This window comes from Streptomyces sp. NPDC037401 (assembly GCF_055602345.1).
The window spans coordinates 353,630-372,150 of sequence record NZ_JBVJWO010000001.1; the positions used below are offsets into that span (position 1 = coordinate 353,630).

5 protein-coding genes are annotated in these 18,521 nt (G+C 74.5%); all 5 read right to left on the reverse strand.

What is annotated here, in order from left to right; genetic code table 11:
• On the reverse strand, positions 1-3,153 hold the full coding sequence (locus ACZ7H1_RS01515) for a non-ribosomal peptide synthetase (RefSeq protein ID WP_470782739.1): 3,153 nt from the start codon (positions 3,151-3,153) through the stop codon (positions 1-3).
• A 50-nt stretch (positions 3,154-3,203) separates the two neighbouring features.
• Positions 3,204-4,058 (reverse strand): hypothetical protein, encoded by an 855-nt coding sequence (locus tag ACZ7H1_RS01520; RefSeq protein WP_470782740.1) that lies wholly within the window; start codon positions 4,056-4,058, stop codon positions 3,204-3,206.
• Between the two features lie 135 nt (positions 4,059-4,193).
• On the reverse strand, positions 4,194-4,952 hold the full coding sequence (locus ACZ7H1_RS01525) for a thioesterase II family protein (RefSeq protein WP_470782741.1): 759 nt from the start codon (positions 4,950-4,952) through the stop codon (positions 4,194-4,196).
• Entirely contained in the window at positions 4,949-15,196 is a 10,248-nt protein-coding gene (locus tag ACZ7H1_RS01530) for a type I polyketide synthase (RefSeq protein ID WP_470782742.1), read from the reverse strand. The genes ACZ7H1_RS01525 and ACZ7H1_RS01530 overlap by 4 nt, the downstream gene beginning before the upstream one ends.
• A gap of 4 nt (positions 15,197-15,200) precedes the next feature.
• Positions 15,201-18,521 (reverse strand): type I polyketide synthase (locus ACZ7H1_RS01535; protein ID WP_470782743.1); only part of this gene is annotated, 3,321 nt, incomplete at its 5' end.

The following is an 18,521-nucleotide window of genomic DNA, read 5'->3' on the forward strand; positions in this document are numbered from 1 at the left end:
TCAGGCTCCCTGCGCCGACTGTGCGGCGGAGTCCGGATCGAGGTGCTCGGCCATGGCGAGCGGGGTGGGATGGGCGAACAGGTCGGTCAGCCGCACCGGAAGCCCGAGCGACTTCTCGATGCGCTGCACGAGCTGCGCGCCCAGCAGCGAATGGCCGCCGCTGTCGAAGAAGTTGGCGTGCGGGCCGATGTCGGCCCGGCCGAGCACGGCCCGCCACAGGGACAACAGGTGCTGTGCCGTGCCGGCTTCGGGCAGCGGCCCGGCCCCGTCCGCCCCCTCGGCCGCGGCCGACGCGGCGCGCTCGGCCCGGTGCTGCTCGGCGAGGCGGGTCAGCGCGAGGTGGTCCGTCTTCTCGTTGGCGGTGGTCGGCAGGGACGGAAGCACCACGATCTCCCGGGGTACGGCGGCGGAGGGCAGCAGGGACCTGGCGCGGGCCGACAGCAGGGCGGTGTCCACCCCGTCCGGGGTCTCCACGAAGGCGACCAGGGCGGGGTCCGGGCCACCGTGACCGGCGACGACCACGGCTGCGCCCCGCACGCCCGGATGGTCAAGCAGCACCGCCTCGACCTCGCCGAGCTCGATCCGGTGGCCGCGCAGCTTGATCTGGCGGTCGGTCCGGCCGAGGAGCTCGACATTGCCGTCGGGCCGCAACCGGGCCAGGTCTCCGGTGCGGTAGTGCCGCCCGTACTCCGGGTGGTCGCCGAACCGCAGCGCGGTCAGCTCGGGCCGGTCGTGGTACCCGAGGGCCACACCCGCCCCCGCGATGCACAGCTCGCCCTGCACGCCGACGGGCAGTTCCCGGCCCTGCGGATCGACCACGAACACCCGGGTGTTGGCGATCGGCCGGCCCACGTCCACGCGGACGGTGTCCCGGTGCACCGGGCCCGACGTGGACCAGATCGTCGTCTCCGAAGGCCCGTACACGTTGAGCACCTGGCCGCCCGTGGCGGCGAGGGTGCGCGCGAGCGCCGGAGCGAGCGGTTCCCCGCCGCAGACCAGGCGGCGGCCCGAGAGCTGCCCCTCCACCGCCGCGTCGGCGACGACGCGCCAGGTCGTGGGAGTGGCCTGCACGATGCCGACGTCGTACGCCTCGACCTCGGCCAGCAGGGCCCGGCCGTCCGTACGCGCCTCGTCGGAGGCCACGACGATCCTGCCGCCGAGGGCCAGCGGCAGGAACAGCTCCAGGGCGGAGATGTCGAAGGCGAACGTCGTCAGCCACAGCACCGCGTCGTCCGCGTCGGCCTTCAGCTCCTCGGCGAAGTGCCGGACGACGTTGGCGAGGCTGCCGTGCCCGACCAGAGTGCCCTTGGGCTTCCCCGTCGACCCGGAGGTGTAGATCAGGTAGGCGGGGGAGCCGGGGTCGGGCTCCGCGCCGGCCGCAGCGCCGCCGGTCACCGGACCGGGACCGGGATCGCCGTCGGCGAGGGGTTCCAGCGTGAGCACGCGGGCCCGGACCCCCTCGGGGAGGGTGACGCCCGGAGCCGTGAGCACCGCCCGGGCCCCGGAGTCCTCCAGCACGTACGTCAGACGCTGCTCGGGGTGCTCCGGATCCACCGGCAGGTACACCGCGCCCGCCAGCCACACCCCGAGCGCCGCGGCCGCGAGTTCCGGACCCCGCGGCGCCGCCAGCGCGACGACCTGGCCCGCCGTGACACCGGCCCCGGCCAGCACGGCCCTCGTGCGTTCGGCGGCGTGCCACAGACCGGCGTACGTCGTACGGCGGCCGCCGTGCTCGACGGCCACGGCGGACGGCGTGCGGGCCGCTCGCTCCCGTACCGCCGCCAGGACGGTCGGCGGGTCCACCGGGCGTGCGGTGTCGTTGGCGGCGGCCAGCACCGCCCGGTCCGCCGGGCCGGCCACGGGGAGTTCGCCCACCGGCCGGTCGGGGCCGTCGGCGGCCGCGAGCAGCAGCGTCTCGAAGCGGTCGACCAGGGCGGCCACGTCCGCCCGGTCCAGGACCTCCGTGTAGTACGCGGCCCGGACACTCACCCGGTCCGCGGAGGACAGGAAGAAGAACTCGAGGTCGAACTTGCTGAAGCCGTTCTCCACGGGCAGCCGGCGGGCCGTCGTACCCGCGAGCGGGAACGTCGTACGGCCGCTGTCCGGAACGTAGTTGAACAGGTGCCGGAAGACCGTGTTGCGCCACGAGGCCCCGCCGTCGCTGCGCAGCTCCGGCAGCAGGATGTCCACCGGCACGTCCGCGTGGGCGACCGCCCCGAAGAACGCGTCGCGGGCCGTGCGCACCAGCTCCCGGAACCCGCGGCCGAGGTCGACCGGGATCCGGAGCGGCAGGGTGTTGACGTGGTACCCCACCGCCCTGGACGCCTCCCGCGCCCGGACGTTGACCGGGGTGCCCACCACGAGATCGGGGCCCGCGCCGTGCCGGGCCAGCAGCAGGCAGTACGCGGCCAGCAGCACCGCGGCCTCGGGCGCGCGCAGCTCCTTCTGCAGCCCGCGCACCACCGCCAGCGCCCGCGGGGACAGGTCGGCCGTGACCTGTCCGCCGGTCAGCGTCGGCTCGGGGACGTCCTCGCTGCCGCACCACAGCCCCAGGCCCGTCGGGTCGGCGCCGGCCAGGTGCCCGCGCCAGTAGGCGAGCCCGGCAGGGCTGGGGGCGGGCTCGCGGTAGCGGGGCTGCACCGCGAGGAGCTCGGCGGGCGGCGCGGAGCCCGCCGCCAGCGCCGTGTACGCGGCGCTGAACTCGTCCAGGAGGACCGCCCCGGAGACGGTGTCGAAGACGAGGTGGTGCACGGCGAGGCAGAACGCGTCCCCGTCTGCGCACCGCACGAGCGCCGCACGCAGCAGCGGCCGCCCGTCGATGTCGAAGGGCCGGGCCACGAACGCCCCTACGCGCGCGGCGACTTCACCGGGATCCGCGCGCAGTTCCTCCACCTCGACCGCGAGGGCCTCGGGAGTGAGGACCTCCTTGGTGAGCCCCCCGTCGCCGTACCGGAACACCGTGCGCAGGGACTCGTGCCGGCGCAGCAGGAGATCCACGGCGTCCCGGACCGCCGGGCCCGCCAGGTCGCCGTCGGCCTGGACGGAGACCGAGAGGTTGTTGACGCCCTTGACGGGCACCAGCTCGTCGAGCAGCCAGAGGGCCTGCTCCTTGCTGTCGGCCGGGATGGACCGGAGTTCCGTTGCTTCTCGCATTCCAACCGTTCCGTGAGTGAGCGGGACTTCGCGCCGCGGCGACCGGGTGTTCAGCCGCGCGGAGCCGTGCCGAGCAGCCCGGCCACCGTGCGGGTGACGCCGGGGTCGCGCAGCAGGTCGACGTGCGGGACGTCGACGCGGATCTCCCGGCCGACGGCGATCTCCCCTGCGGCACCGGCGGCGCGGGAACCGTTCAGCCCGCTGGTGGGCGACGAGGACGTCAGGACGACCGCGTCGCGCCAGGCCGGAAGGGGGTCGATCGCGGCCGCGGCGACCAGGTAGTCGACGAACGACGCGAAGACCGCGGTGATCTCCTCCGTGCGCTTGTCGTCCAGGTCCAGCCGCTCGAAGGCGGGCTTGGCGGCGCGCCGGTAGACGTCGAGCAGCTCGGCGCCGAGGGCGGCCATGGCGGGGTGCCGTTCGTGCGCCTCCCCGGCCGCGGCCGCCGCCCGCGCGGTCTCCTCGGGGCCGAGCAGCGTGGACATCGCGTCGAGGACCTTGTGGAACTGCGAGTACAGGGTCAGCGCGCCGGACTGTTCGGGGTCGAAGAGCACGATCGCCGGGGCCTGTTCCTGCCAGGCGGCGACGCGCTGCGCGATCGCGCCCGCGTACACGGCGCCGACGCAGAAGCCGAGGACCGCGCGGACGGGGCGGCCGTCGGCCCGGACCTCCGCCAGCCACCGGTCGACCGCACCGTCGCCGGGACCGCCGCCGTCGGCCGAGCCGGTTGCGGCGCCCGCCCCCTGCGGTACGGTCTCCCAGATCGCGAACGGCGGATCGCCCAGTCCCTGCGCCAGATCGGTGAAACGCCCCTCGGCCCGGCCCGTGGCGTCGAAGTCCACGGCGAGCACGAGACCGTCCGCCCCTCCCTCGCCGAGTACGCGCCACGCCTGTGGAGATGCCATGTCTCGGATTCCCCCATGTCCTTCGGAAAGCGGTGGATGCGCGGTCACGCTAACCGCGCCCCCTCAGTGCGATAACCCCTAGCCGACCCCTGTCACCCCTGGTCGGACGGCCTGCCGCGGCGGTGGTGCGCGCGCTCACCGGAGCCCCTCCAGCCGGCCGGAGAGCACCCGGGCGACCGCCTCGGTCTCGTCCGAGAGGTAGAAGTGGCCGCCGGTGAAGACCTCCAGGGCGAAGGGCCCGGACGTGTGCCCCTCCCAGGCGCGCGCCTCTTCCACGGTGGTCTTCGGGTCGGCGTCGCCGGTGAGTGCGACGACGGGGCAGCCGACCGCCGCGCCCTCCACGGGGCGGTAGCTCTCGATGGCCCGGTAGTCGGCCCGCAGGGACGGGAGGAACATCCGCACGATGTCCTCGTCGTCCAGTGCCTGCTGCGACGTGCCGTCCAGCGCGCGGATCTCCCGCAGCAGGGCCGCGTCCCCCGCCAGGTGGAGGTTCTCGGTGCGGTGCCGGGACGGCGCCCGGCGCCCGGACACGAACAGGGCCGCAGGGGTGGCCCCCGCCTTCAGTTCCAGCCGCCGGGCCACCTCGAAGGCGACGGACGCGCCCATGCTGTGCCCGAACAGGGCGAGCGGCCGGTCGGTCCCCAGGGCCCCGGCGACCGCCTCGAACGCGGCATCGGCCAGTTCGCGCAGGTCCTCGAAGGCCGGCTCGCGATGCCGGTCCTGACGGCCCGGGTACTGAACGGCCACCACGTCCACGCGCCCGGCCAGCGCCCGGGAAAGGGCGTGGAAGGACGTCGCCGCGCCGCCGGCGTGCGGGAAGCACACCAGGGTGACGGCATCGGCAGGGGCCGGCTGGTAGCGGCGGATCCAGGGGCTTTCGGTGAGTGTGGTCATGAGGCGGTCCTCTGCATCTCCTCGGCAAGGTGCGCGGCCAGCTCGGCCGGCGTGGGGTGGTCGTAGATCAAAGTCGGCGGAAGGGCGACGCCGGTGGCCTCCGTGAGCCGTCCGCTCAGCTCCACGGCGGTCAGCGAGGCGAAGCCGACGTCGAGGAAGTCCTGGCCGGCCTGGAGCGCGTGCGGGTCTGCGTACCCGAGCACGGAGGAAGCGGCCGACAGCACCACGTCCAGCAGCAGCGCCGTCCGCTCCGGCGCGGACAGCAGGGCCGCCGCACGCGCCAGTTCCGCGGGGCCGTCGGGCAGCCGCCCGGCGGCCTGCCGCGTGTCGTCGTCCTCGGTCCCGGCAGCCGTACGCGCCTCCGGGAGCTCCGCGAACAGCGGGCCCGGCCGGGCGGGTGCCAGAGCCGCCCCGAAGGCCTCCCAGTCCACGTCCGCCACGACGAGGGAGCCGCCGCGCCACTCGCGGGACACCTCCTCACGCGCCGCCCCGACAGCCCCGGCGGCCACCGCGGCCGCGGCGGAACCGGTCTCGGGACCCGCTCCGGCCCACGCGCCGCAGGCCACGGCCGTCACCGGCAGGCCACGGTCCCGACGCCGGCCCTGCGCCCAGGCATCCAGGCGTGCATCCGAGGCGGCTTGGAGGGCGTGTCCCGGCGCCCCCAGGGTCCCCGGCAGCGAGCAGAGCACCACGAAGGCGTCGAGCGCCTCGTGGCCGAGTACGGCGAGCAGCTGCTCGGCTCCGCGCACCCCCGCGGCCCCCGGATCCCCCGGTGCGCCGGACGGGTTGCCGTACGGGATGTCGTACGCGGTGCCCGTCAGGGGTGCGGGTGCTGCCGCGTCGGCCGCGTACACCACCGTGCGGACGCTGCGTCCCCCGGCCGTCAGTCGGTCGCGCAGCCCGGCCACGGCCACCGGATCGGCCGGATCGCACTCGACGATGGTGAACGGGTCATCCGGCCCGGCCGTTTCGGCCCGGAGCCCGGCGGGGGCCGCCCGGCCCGGGGCGATCGCCAGCACCAGGTCCCCGGCACCCGCCCCGGCCAGGGCACGGGCGAGCTGCTGCCCGTACGCCGCGGTGGCGCCTGCGATCAGCGTCGTGCCCCGCCACTGCGGTGCACCCGTACTGCCGGACGTCGGTGCGGAACGCCGGAGCCGGGGCGCGAGGACATGGGCCGTACGCACCGCCACCCGTTCCTCACCGGTGGCGCCCGAGAGCACCGCACGCAGCCGGGTCCGGGCCGCAGCGTCCTCGAGCGACGCGGGCAGGTCGACCAGGCCGCCCCACCGCTCCGGCAGCTCGGTCGCGGCGACCCGGCCCAGACCCCAGAACCGTGCCTGGTCCGGGTTCGCCGACGGCTCGCGCGGGCCGGTGCACACCGCGCCCCGGGTCGCCACCCACAGCGGGGCGGCGAGCCCGGAGTGGTCCGCGTCGCCCGGGATCCGCAGCAGTTCGACCGTGGCGGCCAGGAGAGCGGCGGCCCGGCCGGTCTCCCCGGTCTCCCCGGGATCCCCGGCACCCGCGCCCGCTGAGGCGAGGGGCAACAGGGACAGCAGGCCGGAAACCGGCCGCCCGGCGGCCGCCTCCCGCAGCTGCGCGACGAGGTTGCGAGCGTCCCCGGCCGAGTCCCCGGCCGCGGAGCCGTCCAGCGGCACGAGGACCGCATCGGCGCCACCCTCCGCCAGCGCGGTCACGACCCCCGGCACCAGCGGGTCCTCCGTGGCCCCGGCAGCGGCCAGGACGAGCCAGGTTCCGGCCGGCGCGGGCGCGCCGAGCGGATCGGCCAAGGGCCGCCAGGCGGTGCGGTAGCGCGCCGGGCCGGACCGGGCGGGCAGCGGAGCGCCACCGCGGTCCCACGCCGACAGCAGGGACAGCGCGGCCCGCAGGGACTCCGCCTCGCGGGCGGAGTCGACGTCGAGCACCGCCGCGAGCGCACCGAGGTCCCGGTCGCCGACGGCCCGCCAGAACCGCTCCTCCGGCCCGCCGCCGCCCGGCGGCGACGCCTCCGCAGGCGCTTGCGGGCCGCCGGCCGGCGCGGACGGCAGCCAGAAGGCCGTGCGCTGGAAGGCGTACGTAGGCAGCTCGACCCCGCGGGCACCGCTGCCGGCGTAGACCGCCTCCCAGTCCGGGGACACCCCGCGGACGTGCAGTTCGGCGAGGGCCCTGGCCGGCGTCCCGGCATCGTCGCGGTCCCGCCGCTGGGTGGGCACCACCAGCGCCTGGCCGCCCAGGCACTCCCGTGCCAGTGCGGACAGCACGCCGTCGGGACCGACCTCGACGTAGGCGGTGACGCCCTCCTTCTCCAGATGGGCCAGCTGGTCGGCGAAACGCACCGCCTCCCGTGCGTGCCGCACCCAGTAGCGGGGATCGCCGAGCAGTTCGTCCGGCGCGGTCTCGCCGGTGACGTCGGAGAGCAGCGGAATGCGCGGCGGGTGGTACGACACCTCGCGGGCCACCGCCTCGAACGCCGCGAGCGCCGGGTCCATCAAGGGGGAGTGGAACGCGTGGCTCACCCGCAGCCGCCGGGTCTTGCGGCCCAGCCCCGCGAAGTGCGCGGCGACCTCCTCGACGGCCGCCGCCCGGCCCGACACGACCACGGCCGCGGGCCCGTTCACCGCCGCCACGCCGAGCTCGTGCGTGCGCCCGGCCAGCAGCGGCAGCACTTCCTCCTCGGCGGCCTGCAGCGAGGCCATGGCCCCGCCGTCCGGCAGCTCCTGCATGAGCCGCCCGCGGGCGGCCACGAGCCGCGCCGCGTCGGGCAGTTCGAACACCCCGGCGACGTGCGCGGCGGCCAGCTCGCCGATCGAGTGCCCGGCCAGTACGTCGGGCCGCAGCCCCCATGCCTCCAGCAGCCGGAACAGCGCCACTTCCACGGCGAACAACGCGGGCTGGGCGTACTCGGTACGGTCGAGCAGCGCCGCCCCGGGGGTGCCGGGCGCGGCGAACACCACCTCGGCCAGCGGCCGTTCCAGGTGGGGGCCGAACTCCGCACACACGGCGTCGAAGGCGGCGGCGAACACCCCGGACGAGGCGTGCAGGTCCCGGCACATCCCAGGCCGCTGGGTGCCCTGGCCGGAGAACAGGAAGGCGAGCTTGCCGCCGGCGCCGACGGCGCCCCGCACCGCTGCGGGTACGTCCTCTCCGCGGGCCAGCGCGTCGAGGGCCGCGAGCCGTTCCGCCGGGTCGCCGGCGAGCACGGCGGCCCGGTGCTCGAACGCGGACCGGGTCGTGGCGAGCGAGAACCCCACGTCCGCGGGGGACAGTTCCGGCCGCTGCCGGACGAAGTCCCGCAGCAGGACCGCCTGGGCGCGCAACGCCTCGGGACTCTTGCCGGACAGCACCCACGGGAGAACGGCCGCCGGCTCCCGGTCCGCGGCCGCTTCCGCGCCGGCCGGCCCGTCGGGTCCGGCGTGTTCCAGGACCACGTGGGCGTTGGTCCCGCTGATGCCGAACGACGACACGGCGGAGCGCCGGGGGCGCCCGGTGTCCGGCCACTCGGTCCGGTCCAGCAGGAGCGACACCGATCCGGAGTCCCAGTCGACGTGGCTCGAGGGCGTGTCCACGTGCAGGGTCCTGGGCAGTACGCCGTGGCGCATGGCCATGACCATTTTGATGACCCCGCCGACGCCGGCGGCGGCCTGGGTGTGGCCGATGTTGGACTTCAACGATCCCAGCCACAGCGGCTGTTCGGTGGTGTGGGCCTGGCCGTACGTCGCCAGCAGCGCCTGCGCCTCGATCGGGTCGCCCAGCTTCGTACCGGTGCCGTGGGCCTCGACGGCGTCGACGTCCGCACCGGTCAGTCCGGCATGGGCCAGGGCCTGGCGGATGACCCGCTGCTGAGCCGGGCCGTTGGGAGCGGTGAGGCCGTTGCTGGCCCCGTCCTGGTTGACCGCGCTGCCCCGGACCACGGCCAGTACGGGGTGGCCGTTGCGCCGCGCATCGGACAGCCGCTCCAGCATGACGATGCCCGCGCCCTCGCCCCAGCCGGTGCCGTCCGCGGAGTCGGAGAACGCCTTGCAGCGCCCGTCGGGGGCCAGGCCGCGCTGCCGGCTGAACCCGATGAAGGTGCCCGGAGTGGTCATCACGGTCACGCCGCCGGCGAGTGCGAGGGAGCATTCGCCGTTGCGCAGCGACTGTGCGGCCAGGTGGAGGGCGACCAGGGAGGAGGAGCAGGCGGTGTCGACGGTGATGGCCGGGCCCTCCAGGCCCAGGGTGTAGGCCACCCGGCCGGAAGCGATGCTGCCGGCGCTGCCGCCGCCGAGGAACGCCTCGACGCCCTCGGGTACCTCGGCGACCTGCGTGCCGTAGTCGTGGTACATGACGCCGGCGAAGACGCCGGTGCGGCTGCCGCGCAGGGTGCGGGGGTCGATGCCGGCGCGTTCGACGGCCTCCCAGGAGGTTTCCAGGAGCAGGCGCTGCTGGGGGTCCATGGCGAGGGCCTCGCGGGGCGGGATCCCGAAGAACGCCGGGTCGAACTCGGCCGCGTCGTACAGGAAACCGCCCTCCACCGCGTAGGTCGTACCCGGGTGGTCCGGGTCCGGGTGGTACAGGGCCTCCGCGTCCCAGCCGCGGTCGGCCGGGAACCCCGAGATCGCGTCACCGCCTGCGGTGACCAGCCGCCACAGGTCCTCCGGGGACCGCACGCCCCCCGGGTAGCGGCAGGCCATCGCCACGACGGCGATCGCATCGGCGTCCGCGTCCGTGTCCGTGTCGGCGTCCTGCTGCGCGGCTCCGCCCGCCACCGCAGCCGCGCCGGATGCCTCGCCCAGCGCCTGGGTGACGACGAACCGCGCCAGGTCCGCCGGGCTCGGATGGTCGAAGACGAGGGTGGACGGGAGCCGCAGGCCGGTTGCGGCGTTCAGCCGGTTGCGCAGCTCGATACCGGTCAGCGAGTCGAAGCCCAGGTCCTTGAAGCTCCGGTCGGCCTCCACGCCCGTGGCCCCCGCGTACCCCAGGATCCCGGCCGTGTGCTCACGCACCAGGCCGAGCACCGCCTCCGTACGCGCGGCCGGCTCCAGGTCCGCCAGCCGCGCGGCCAGGGACCGGCCCTGCGCCGAGGCTTCCCCGTGCGCCGCGGGCCGGCGCGCGGGGCGGCGCACCAGGCCGCGCAGCAGTGCCGGAACGGGCTCTCCGCCGGCGGAGCGGCCCAGGGACGGTACGTCCAGGCGCATCGGCAGCAGGTGCGGCTCGCCCGCCGCGCAGGCGGTGTCGAACAGGGCCAGGCCCTCGGCGGCCGTCAGACCCGTCACCCCGTGTCGGGTCATGCGGTGGAGGTCGGTGTGGGTGAGGTGGTTGGTCATGGTGCTGCGGTTTTGCCAGAGGCCCCAGGCGAGTGAGGTGGCGGGGAGGTTTTGGGTGTGGCGGTGGTGGGCGAGGGTGTCGAGGAAGGTGTTGGCGGCGGCGTAGGCGGCTTGTCCGGGTCCCCCGAAGGTGGCGGCTGCGGAGGAGAAGAGGATGAAGGCTTCGAGGTGGGGGGTGTGTTGGGTGGTGAGTTCGTGGAGGTGGAGGGCGCCGTTGATTTTGGGGTTGAGGACGGTGTCGAGGTGGTGGGGGGTGAGGTTTTCGATGGTGGTGTCGTGGAGGGTGGCGGCGGTGTGGATGACGGTGGTGATGTCGGGGTGGGTGGTGAGGGTGTGTTCGAGGGTGGTGCGGTCGGTGACGTCGCCGGTGATGACGGTGGTGTGGGTGCCGTGTTGGTTGAGGGTGGTGGCGAGTTCGGTGGTGGGTTGGCGGGAGAGGAGGATGAGGTGTTTGACGTGGTGGTGGGTGGCGAGGTGGTGGGCGAGGAGGCCGGCGAGGGTGCCGGAGGCTCCGGTCAGCAACACCGTGCTCTCGGGGCCGAAGCCGGGGACGGAGTCGGCGTCCGGGGCGGGGACCGGCGCGGCACGGACCAGCCGCGGTGCCAGGAACTCGCCCTTGCGGACGGCGACTTGGGGCTCGCCGGTGGCCAGTGCGGCCGCGACGGAACGCGCCGGCTCGCCGTCGCCGTCGCCGTCGCCGTCTCCGTTGGCGTCGCCGTCCATGTCCATGTCCGAGTCGGTGTCGACGAGGACGAAGCGGTCGGGGTGCTCGGACTGGGCGGAGCGGATCAGGCCCCACACGGCGGCGTGTTCGAGGTCGGGGGCGTCCTCGCGTGAGACCGCCACCGCGTTCCGGGTGAGCAGCACGAGCCGCGAGTCGGCGAAACGGGCATCCGCCAGCCACGCCTGCACCAGCCCCAACACCCCGTACAGCGCCTCCCGCGCCCCGCCCGTGCAAGGGGCGATCACGACCTCGGGCGCCGTGTCCAGCGCGGCGAGAGCGGAAAGACCTGACAGACCGGCCTCACCGGACCGCCCCGCGGATCCGGACAGCCAGACCGGCCCCGGCCCCGGCTCCGGCGCTGCGGAAGCCGTCAGCCCCGCCGCCGCCGTCACCGGCACCCACTCCACGCGGAACAGTGCGTCGTGCAGGCCCGTCGTGCCCGCGGCCCCGTCCGCCACCGTGTCCGGGACCGGCCGCAGGGTCAGCGAGCCGACCGTGAGGACCGGGCTGCCCGCGGCGTCCGCCGCGTCCACGTGCACCTCGTCCTCACCGGTCACCGCCAGCCGTACCCGCAGCATCGTCGCGCCCGCCGCGTGCAGCTGCACGTCCCGCCACGAGAACGGCATCCGGGCCGGCGCGCCGCCCTGGGGGCCGCCCTGGGAACCGTCCTCGGCGAGCCGGCTGAGGCCGACCGTCTGGAGCGCGGCGTCGAACAGCGCCGGGTGGAGTTCGAAGTCCGCAGCCTCCGCCGCCACCTCCTCCGGCAGCGCGACCTCCGCGAACACGTCCCCTCCGCGCTGCCATGCCGCCCGCAGTCCCCGAAAGGCCGGTCCGTAGTCGAATCCGCTCTCCCGCAGCCGCTCGTGGTAGCCGTCGAGGTCGAGCGTCCCGGCCCCGGCCGGCGGCCACTGCGCGCCGAAGTCGTACGCCTCCCTCCGGGGGCCGCCGTGGGAGCCCCCGGAGCCGGAGCCGGGCTCGGCACCGGCGTACAGAGCCCCGCTCGCGTGCCGGGTCCACGGCAGGCCGCCGTCCGCGGGGTCGCCCTCGGGGCGGGCGTGCACCGTCAGGGGACGCCGCCCGGACGCGTCCGGGCCGCCCACCCGCAGCCGGAGCTGGAGTCCGCCGTCCTCCGGCAGTACCACCGGCGCCTCGAGCGTCAGCTCCTCCAGCAGCCGGCACCCGGCCCGGTCCCCGGCGCGTACGGCCAGCTCCGCCAGCGCCGCGCCCGGCAGCAGGGCGGCACCGTGGACCCGGTGCCCGCCGATCCAGGGCTGCCCGGCCAGCGAGACCCGGCTCGTGAAGACCAGCTCGTCCCCGTCCGCGGACTCCAGCACCGCGCCGAGCAGCGGGTGGCCCACCGACTCGAGGCCCAGCGCACGCACGGCGCCGGTCGCGCCCGACGGCGCCTTCGGCCAGTAGCGCTGCCGCTGGAACGGATACGTGGGCAGGTCCACCCGCCCGGCCCCGCTCCCGTCGAACAGCGCCGTCCAGTCCACGCGGGCGCCGCGGGTGAACACCGCGGCCACCGCCTCCACCACCGACACCGGCTCGGGCCGGTTCCGGCGCAGCGCGGCGGCGAACGCCTCCGTATCGTCCGGCAGGCAGTCCTGGCCCATGCCGGACAGCACCCCGCCGGGCCCGAGTTCCAGGTAGCTGCCGACGCCCTGCTCGCTCAGCGCCCGCATGCCGTCCGCGAAGCGCACGGCCTGCCGCACGTGGCGCACCCAGTAGCCCGGGTCGGCGAGCTCCCCGGCGGCCGCCGCGCGGCCGGTGACGTTGGAGACGACCGGAATCAGCGGCTCGGCGTACTGCAACGAGTCCGCGACCGCGCGGAACTCCTCGAGCATGGCGTCCATGCGCGGCGAGTGGAAGGCATGGCTGACATTGAGGCGCTTGGTGCGCAGGCCCCGCCCGGCCAGCTCGGCCGCCACCGCGAGCACCGGTTCCTCGTCGCCGGAGACGACCACGGACCGCGGCCCGTTGACAGCGGCGACGGACACCTGCTCCGTGCGCCCCGCCAGCGCCTCCACGACCTCGTCCTCGCCGGCGCGTACGGACACCATCGCCCCGCCGGCCGGCAGCTCCTGCATCAGCCGCCCGCGGGCGGCGACCAGCGTGCAGGCGTCCTGCAGCGTCAGCACCCCCGCCACGTGCGCGGCGGCCAGCTCACCCACGGAGTGGCCCAGGAGCGCGGCCGGACGCAGGCCCCAGCTCTCGACGAGCCGGAACAGCGCCACCTCCACGGCGAACAGACCGGCCTGGGTGTAGCGCGTCTGGTCGAGGAGGGCGGCCTCGGCGGTGTTCGCCTCGGCGAACACCACGTCACGCAGCGGAAGTTCGAGATGCAGGTCCAGATGCGTGCAGACCTCGTCGAAAGCTGCGGCGAAGACCGGGTAGGACGCGTGGAGTTCGCGCCCCATCCCCGGATGCTGGGCGCCCTGCCCCGTGAAGAGGAAGGCGGTCCGGCCCGCCCTGAGTCCCGAGCCCGTCACCGCCCCGGCCGCGGCGCCCGCGCCGTCGGTTCCCTCGGCGACCGCCGCCAGCGCGCCGTCGAGCCCACCGGGAGCACCGGAGTGCAGCACCGCCCGGTGCTCGAAGACGGAACGTCCGGAGGCCAGCGAGAAGCCGACGCCGACCGGGTCGGGGGTCTCCGTCGCGGACAGGTGCCCCAGCAGCCGCGCCGCCTGAGCGCGCAGCGCGTCCGCCGACCGCGCGGACAGCACCCAGGGCACCACGGGCAGGCCCGGCACGGCCGGGGCGTCGGTTGCAGCCGGTACGAGGGGTACGGCCGGTGCGGCCTCCTGCCCGGCTCCCCGGCTCCCGGCGCCCTCCGCCCGGCCGGACCCCTCCGGCGTCGCCGGGACCGGAGCCTGCTCGATGATGGCGTGCGTGTTCGTCCCGCTGACGCCGAACGACGACACACCCGCACGGCGAGGCCGCCCGGCGGCGGGCCACGGCCGCTCCTCGGTGAGCAGCGACACCGATCCGGAGTCCCAGTCGACGTGGCTCGAGGGCGTGTCCACGTGCAGGGTCCTGGGCAGTACGCCGTGGCGCATGGCCATGACCATTTTGATGACCCCGCCGACGCCGGCGGCGGCCTGGGTGTGGCCGATGTTGGACTTCAACGAGCCCAGCCACAGCGGCTGTTCGGTGGTGTGGTCCTGGCCGTACGTCGCCAGCAGCGCCTGCGCCTCGATCGGGTCGCCCAGGCCCGTACCCGTACCGTGGGCCTCCACGACGTCCACATCCGCCCCGGTCAGCCCGGCGGCGGCCAGCGCTTCCCTGATCACCCGCTCCTGCGCGGGCCCGTTGGGAGCCGTCAGGCCGTTGCTCGCGCCGTCCTGGTTGGCGGCCGTGGAGCGCACCACGGCCAGTACGGGATGGCCGTTGCGCCGCGCGTCCGACAGCCGCTCCAGCAGCACCAGGCCCACCCCCTCGGCCAGGCTGGTCCCGTCGGCACCGTCCGCGAACGCCTTGCACCGGCCGTCCGGCGCCAGCCCGTGCCCCTGCCCCCGGCTGAACTCGTCGAAGAGCGTCGGGGTCGACATCACCGCGACGCCGCCGGCGAGTGCGAGGGAGCATTCGCCGTTGCGCAGCGACTGTGCGGCCAGGTGGAGTGCGATCAGCGAGGAGGAGCAGGCGGTGTCGACGGTGACGGCCGGGCCTTCCAGCCCGAGCGCGTACGACACCCGGCCGGAGGCGACACTGCCCGCGCTGCCGTTGTAGACGTAGCCGTCGACGGCGTCCGGCGACTGGCCGACCAGTGTGCCGTAGTCGTGGTACATGACGCCGGCGAAGACGCCGGTGCGGCTGCCGCGCAGGGTGCGGGGGTCGATGCCGGCGCGTTCGACGGCCTCCCAGGAGGTTTCCAGGAGCAGGCGCTGCTGGGGGTCCATGGCGAGGGCCTCGCGGGGCGAGATCCCGAAGAACGCCGGGTCGAACTCGGCCGCGTCGTACAGGAATCCACCGTGGTCGTACAGCCCGTCCAGATCCCAGCCGCGGTCCGTCGGGAACTGCGAAACCGCGTCCTCGCCCGCGGCCACCAGCCGCCACAGGTCCTCCGGCGTCCGCACGCCTCCCGGGTAGCGGCAGCTCATCGCGACGATCGCGATCGGCTCCCGGCCGCGCTCGGTCAGCTCGCGGTTGTGCTGCCGGAGCCGTTCGGTCTCCTTGAGGGACGCCCGCAGGGCGGCGACGACCTTGTCGTTGGAATTGCTCATGTGGTCACTCACGCTCCGCGTCGGATCCGGCGGCATCGCCGTCGAGGGCAAGGTTGATCAGGAGTTCGACGTCCATCGCGTCGATGTCGTCGCCGATGTCGCCGATGTCGCCGATGTCGCCGAGGGAGTCCGGGGCGGCCCCGCGGGACGCCTCCGCGCCCGGAGCGTGAGCCTGCGCCGCCTGCGGGAACAGCTTCCGCTCCACGAACGCGGCGACGGCCTGCGGCGTCGGCTGGTCGAAGACGAGCGTGGCGGGCAGCCGCAGCCCCGTGGCCGTGTTGAGCCGGTTGCGCAGCTCGACCGCGGTCAGCGAATCGAACCCGATGTCCTTGAAGGCCCGGTCCGGTTCGATCGCAGCCGTGGAGGCATGGCCCAGTACGGCCGCCACCTGGGCGACGACCAGGTTCTCCAGCACCTCCGCCCGCTGCTCACCGGGAACCCGGGCGAGCCGCTCGGACAGCGACAGCTCCGTGGAAGGCCGCGCACCGGCGTCCGCGGCGCTGCGGCGCACCCCTCGAGGTGCGAGACCGCGCAGCAGCGCGGGGAGGCTCTCGTGGTCGGCCGACCGCCGCAGCGCGCCGACGTCGAGCCGCATGGGAAGGAGGTGCGGCTCGCCCGCCGCGCAGGCCGCGTCCAGCAGCCGGAGACCCTCATCGCTGGACATCGGACCGACTCCGTGTCGGGTCATGCGGTGGAGGTCGGTGTGGGTGAGGTGGTTGGTCATGGTGCTGCGGTTTTGCCAGAGGCCCCAGGCGAGTGAGGTGGCGGGGAGGTTTTGGGTGTGGCGGTGGTGGGCGAGGGTGTCGAGGAAGGTGTTGGCGGCGGCGTAGGCGGCTTGTCCGGGTCCTCCGAAGGTGGCGGCTGCGGAGGAGAAGAGGATGAAGGCTTCGAGGTGGGGGGTGTGTTGGGTGGTGAGTTCGTGGAGGTGGAGGGCGCCGTTGATTTTGGGGTTGAGGACGGTGTCGAGGTGGTGGGGGGTGAGGTTTTCGATGGTGGTGTCGTGGAGGGTGGCGGCGGTGTGGATGACGGTGGTGATGTCGGGGTGGGTGGTGAGGGTGTGTTCGAGGGTGGTGCGGTCCGTGACGTCGCCGGTGATGACGGTGGTGTGGGTGCCGTGTTGGTTGAGGGTGGTGGCGAGTTCGGTGGTGGGTTGGCGGGAGAGGAGGATGAGGTGTTTGACGTGGTGGTGGGTGGCGAGGTGGTGGGCGAGGAGGCCGGCGAGGGTGCCGGAGGCTCCGGTCAGCAACACCGTGCTGTCGTCGTGGAAAGGACCGCGGTCGGCCGGGTCTCCGTCCGCCGTCGGCAGCGCAGCCCGAGCCAGCCTGAGCGCCAGGAACTGGCCGTTGCGGACGGCGATTTGGGGCTCGCCGGTCGTCAGGGCGTCCGGTACGGACTGCACGGAACGGTCGTGGTCGTCGGTGTCGACGAGGACGAAGCGGTCGGGGTGCTCGGACTGGGCGGAGCGGATCAGGCCCCACACGGCGGCGTGTTCGAGGTCGGGGGCGTCCTCGCGTGAGACCGCCACCGCGTTCCGGGTGAGCAGCACGAGCCGCGAGTCGGCGAAACGGGCATCCGCCAGCCACTCCTGCACCAGCCCCAACACCCCGTACAGCGCTTCATGGGCCCTTGCCGCCAACCCGCCGGTGACGTCCTGACGAGGCGTGTAGGGAACGACTACGACGTCCGGCATCGCGTCGAGGACGACCAGGGACCCCAGATCGTCCGCGGCACACACCGTCAGGCCGCTCTCCTCGAGCGCAGGTCCCACCTTGAGCGGGTCCGGCCCGAGGACGGCGAAGGCACCGCCGAGCACGGGGGAATTGCCCGGAGGCACAGCCGCCCAGTCCGTACGGAACAACAGGTCGTTCGAGGTCGAGGCGGCCGCCTTGAGCTGCTCGGTGACCACCGGCCGGACGACGAGCGACTCGACAGCGGCGACCAGTGCGCCCGCGGAGTCCCAGACGGTGACCGACACGGTGTCCTCCGAGTCCTCGCCCGCGGGCGCCACTCGTACCCGCAGCGCCGGCGCCCCGACCGCGTGCAGCGTCACCCCACTCCAGGAGAACGGCAGCCGGGCCCGGCCCTCACCCGCCGCGGGCAGTACGCCCAGGCCCAGCGCGTGCAGAGCTGCGTCCAGCAGGGCCGGGTGGATCCCGTACGCCGTGGCCTCTGCGGCTTCCTGCTCCGGCAGTGCGACCTCGGCGAACACCTCGTCACCGCGCCGCCAGGCGGCCCGAAGGCCGTGGAAGGCCGGACCGTACCCGTAGCCCTGTTCGGCCAGCCGGTCGTAGTAGCCGTCGGTCTCCACGAGTTCCGCGCCGACGGGCGGCCAGGCGGTCAGGACGGCCTCGGGCCCGGCGTCGGGCCGCGACGTCCCGGCGAGGGCCAGGGTGCCGGTGGCGTGCCGGGTCCACGGCTCGCTGCCTCCGGATTCCTGCCTACGGGAGTGGAGGCTCAGCTCGCGCCGCCCCGAGTCGTCACGGGCCCCCACGTTCACCTGGACCTCCACCCCGCCGTGGGCGGGGAGGGTCAGGGGTGTTTGGAGGGTGAGTTCTTCGATGGTGGTGCAGTTGGTGTGGTGGGCGGCTTGGAGGGCGAGTTCGAGGAATGCGGTGCCGGGGAGGAGGACGGTTCCGGCTACGGCGTGGTCGGCGAGCCAGGGGTGGTTGTCGAGGGAGAGCAGGCCGGTGAGCAGGTGGCTGTCGGTCCCGGCCAGTTCCACGGCGGCCCCCAGCAGCGGATGACCGGCGGCCGTGAGTCCGGCGTCGGAGACGTTTGCCTGGGTGTCGGGGACGTTGAGCCAGTAGTGCTGGTGTTGGAAGGGGTAGGTGGGGAGGTTGGGGGTGTGGTGGTGGGTTGTGGGGGTGGGCCAGTTGATGGTGTGGCCGTGGGTGTGGAGGTGTGCGGCGGAGGTGAGGAGTCGGGTGAGGGTTCCTTCGTTGCGGCGGAGGGTGCCGGTGATGGTGAGGTTGTCTGCTGTTTCGGTTTCTTCGATGCCGTAGGTGAGGACGGGGTGGGCGCTGGTTTCGATGTAGGTGGTGTGGCCGTTGTGGGTGAGGGTTTGGATGGCGGTGTGGAAGTGGACGGTGTGGCGGAGGTTTCGGTACCAGTAGGTGGCGTCGAGTTGGGTGGTGTTGATGAAGCCGGGTTCGACGGTGGAGAAGAAGGGGATGTCGGCGTTCTGGGGGGTGATGCCGGCGAGGGTGGTGAGCAGTTCGGCTTCGATGTTCTCGACGTGTGTGGAGTGTGAGGCGTAGTCGACGGGGATCAGTCGGGCTCGGATGTCTTGTGTCTGGAGGAGGGTGACGAGGGTTTCGACGGCGGT

What these genes read in the sequence shown, in the direction of transcription:
- ACZ7H1_RS01520 (WP_470782740.1), bottom strand. Translation starts at nt 4,058, where the DNA reads ATGGCATCTCCACAGGCGTGGCGCGTACTCGGCGAGGGAGGGGCGGAC.
- ACZ7H1_RS01525 (WP_470782741.1), bottom strand. Translation starts at nt 4,952, where the DNA reads ATGACCACACTCACCGAAAGCCCCTGGATCCGCCGCTACCAGCCGGCC.
- ACZ7H1_RS01530 (WP_470782742.1), bottom strand. Translation starts at nt 15,196, where the DNA reads ATGAGCAATTCCAACGACAAGGTCGTCGCCGCCCTGCGGGCGTCCCTC.
- ACZ7H1_RS01515 (WP_470782739.1), bottom strand. Translation starts at nt 3,153, where the DNA reads ATGCGAGAAGCAACGGAACTCCGGTCCATCCCGGCCGACAGCAAGGAG.